At 60.0% G+C, this 3,082-nt stretch carries 3 protein-coding genes and 1 pseudogene; 1 reads left to right on the top strand and 3 read right to left on the bottom strand.

The window, feature by feature from the left end:
* Positions 1-33 precede the first annotated feature (33 nt).
* The 3 genes and pseudogenes from NW843_RS12640 to glmU form a co-directional block, all read right to left on the bottom strand.
* On the bottom strand, positions 34-486 hold the full coding sequence (locus tag NW843_RS12640; RefSeq protein WP_414523113.1) for an RNA-guided endonuclease InsQ/TnpB family protein: 453 nt from the start codon (positions 484-486) through the stop codon (positions 34-36).
* Positions 487-576: 90 nt separating this feature from the next.
* Positions 577-1,083: a PPC domain-containing DNA-binding protein gene (locus tag NW843_RS12645; protein ID WP_238376989.1), complete on the bottom strand. Its 507-nt coding sequence runs from the start codon at positions 1,081-1,083 to the stop codon at positions 577-579.
* Between the two features lie 42 nt (positions 1,084-1,125).
* Positions 1,126-2,475, bottom strand: a pseudogene (gene glmU, locus NW843_RS12650) (bifunctional UDP-N-acetylglucosamine diphosphorylase/glucosamine-1-phosphate N-acetyltransferase GlmU); the annotation flags it as partial.
* A gap of 138 nt (positions 2,476-2,613) precedes the next feature.
* Between glmU and NW843_RS12655 the strand changes: the two are divergent.
* Positions 2,614-3,042, top strand: coding sequence for an SHOCT domain-containing protein (locus NW843_RS12655; protein WP_414523114.1), 429 nt, complete (start codon positions 2,614-2,616; stop codon positions 3,040-3,042).
* Positions 3,043-3,082 lie beyond the last annotated feature (40 nt).

Below are 3,082 nucleotides of genomic sequence, written 5' to 3' on the forward strand. Positions count from 1 at the left end.
TTTCAGTATAGTTGAGCTTATTATTGACTAGAGTCATGCTCTCAAGCTAACAACCACGTTCTTGGGTGTGGTCACCGGGAGCAGCTCTGCACAGCGCAGCCAACCGAAGATAGGTACCTTGATGCGGTTGCCAGAAGTGCGAATACTCCCTTCCAGGTAAAAGCTGTCTCGCACTCCCTTGCGTTTGAAGCGGGGAAACTTCCCCAGCCCACCCCGCCAGCGCTTAAGGGCTTGCTCCAAGTTGCGTAATGCCTGCTGAGGGGCGCATTTGGAGACCTGGTAGTACCAGGGATGCGCTTGCTTCACTTCAGCTACCAGGCGCTTGTGCAGGTCAATGGCGGTGGGAAGTTTTTGCTGGTTCTCCAGGGCTTGCCGACAGACTTCTAAGCCCCAGTTATAGGCGTGGCGGGCTACCCCAGCGTGTTGGGCGGCTAGAGTTGTTTGCTTGCGGTTAAGAATGAGTTGCGTCCGAAAACCCAGTAACATGCCCGCCACACCGCAAAGCGTCCATGAGTTCCGTGAAGCTTTCGGCTTGGCGCTCACAAGCCCCCTTTAGCTTTAGGTAACTCATGTTGACTACTGTAAGCTTTTCGGCCTGCTGTTGTCAGCCTCTGGTTTTGTCTGCTGGTTTTGCTGGGGTTGGGGGGGTGGGGACGGCCAGCAGGGATCCCCTGCCACGGGTTGGATGTGCAACTCCAGGTAGCCGGTGGCCGGATCCGGTTGACGGGAGAAGCGATACTCCGGGCTGTCGGCGAGGACAATTTCGGCGGTGGTGTAGATGAGGCAGCCGGGGCGCAGGTGTCCCCCCCAGGTTTGGCCTCGGGCATCGGCAACGGTGAGATGGAGATGGACTCCGTCAGGGCACAGGGATCCACTCAGGGCCAGGATCTCCAGGCGTTCCGACAGCAGGTGATCCCCCGTTTGGTCGGCCAGGCGCAGGGTGGCTTGGCTAAGGCTGCCGACGGCGCTGAGGACAAACCCCGCTTGCAAGGGCTGCTGCCGGGCCAATCGCTCCAGTTCCTGCTTGAGATCTTGGCCGGGGAAGAGGCGCAAGGGATAAATCTTGAGGGATCCCGGCGGCATGGGCTGGAGCTCTTGGCGGCGGGAAGAGCGGATCCCGGGTCGCCAACCGGGCTTGACCACCGGGCGGGAGCGAGCGATCACCAAGCAGTCATCCGGCAGGGGGTAGCGGGCAGGGATGGTGGAGCCGGCGGCAATGGTGACATTGGATCCCACCTGCAAAGGAGCCACCAACACCGAGTTGGCGCCTGTTTTGCTGCGATCCCCAATTTCGGTGAAGTGCTTTTGCTGGCCGTCGTAGTTGGCGATGATGGTGCCCGCGCCGATGTTGACCTGGGATCCCAGCTTGGCATCGCCCAGGTAGGCCAAGTGGGCGGCGTTGCTGTGGGATCCAATCTGGGTATTTTTGGTTTCCACAAAGTTGCCGATGCGGCAGTGATCCCCGATCTGGCTGTGGGGGCGCACGTGGGCGTAGGGGCCTATCCAAACCTGGTTGCCGATGCGGCTGTGGCTGACCACCGAGTAGAGAATGTGACACCCAGATCCAATCTCGCTGGACTCGATCCAACTGCCCGGCCCCAGGCGGGTTCCCGGCCCAATGCGGCACACCCCTCGCAGATGGGTTTGGGGCTCGATCACCACATCGGGGGCCAATTCCACCGTTTCCTCGAGGCTGCTGCTGTCGGGATCCACAAAGGTGACCCCGGCTTCCATCCAGGCTTCCTTGAGGCGATCCTGCAAAATCTGGTACGCCTGGGCCAGTTGGCGGCGGTCGTTGACGCCCACAATTTCTTGCGGATCGGCAACATCCAGAGCGATGGCTTTGCCCACCCGCTTGACGGCATCTGTTAGGTAGTACTCCTGCTGCGCGTTGTTGCGATTGAGATGGGGCAAAACCTGAGCCAGAGCCGGCCAGTGAAAACAATACACCCCACTGTTGATGCGGCGATTTTGCCGTTGGGCTGGGGTGCAGTCTCGCTCTTCCACCAGTTCCAGCACTCGCTGTTGGGCATCGCAAAATACCCGCCCATAGCCATAGGGATCCGCCACCTGAGCCGAGAGCAAGGTTACCTCTGGGTTCACCTGGCGGTGGCGCTCCACCAAAGCTTGCAGGGTTTCTGCCCGCAGCAGGGGCACATCCCCGTTGATCACCAGCAGATCCCCCTGAAAACCGCCCAGGACGGGCAACAGTTGCTGAACGGCGTGTCCGGTGCCCAATTGCTGGGCCTGCTCCACAAATTCAACCGGGTACTCCCGCAGGGCTTGGCGCACCTGCTCCTGTTCATAACCCACAATCACCAGACAGCGGTGGGGTTTCAAGGTTAGCACCGTGCGCAGCAGCCGCTCGATCAAAGACAGGGATCCCAGTTTGTGCAGCACCTTGGGCAGCCGTGATCGCATCCGGGTGCCCTTGCCCGCTGCCAAGATCGCTACCGATAGCTCCCGCTCTGCCATGTTCCTTCCCCGAACTGCCCCCATCAAGTATAGGCGGCGGGATGCTGCTCAAAAATCTTCTGAGGTTGGATCCAAGTTCCTGAGCCCTGTGCGGCCAAAACTGAGCTAGCTTAATGGCACATCTAGCTGGTGCAGTCTATGGCCGAGAGCAGGGATCCTGATACGCCCCCACAGGATCGTCGGCGGTTAATCCGAGAGGTGGCCGGTTGGCTGGCGATGCTGGGGGTGCTGATCCCAGGGTTGCAGCGCTTCTATATGGGGCACCAACGCTGGGGCTGGGGCTACTTGGTGGCGGGGCTGATGGTGTTCGTTCCCTCCATCCCGCTGCAGATTCTCAGCTACGGGGTACGCGCCCTTTGTTTGCTGGAAGGGCTGTGGATCCTGACCATGAGCAATGCCGATTTCGATTTTCGATTCAATCGAGGGTTGATCGAGCTGGAGTGGACCAGTGTGGAAGGGCGAGAAGCCCGGGATCCCGAACAGCAGTTGGAAAGCCTGTTGAAACAGGGCTTGATCACCCGCGCTGAATATGAGGAGCGCCGCCGGCAAATCCGCAAGATTTCGTAAACTACCCGACCCTGACTACTTCGCAGTACAGGGCGGGCTT

The organism is Synechococcus sp. R5-12, assembly GCF_047502655.1.
Taxonomy (GTDB): Bacteria; Cyanobacteriota; Cyanobacteriia; order Thermostichales; family Thermostichaceae; genus Thermostichus.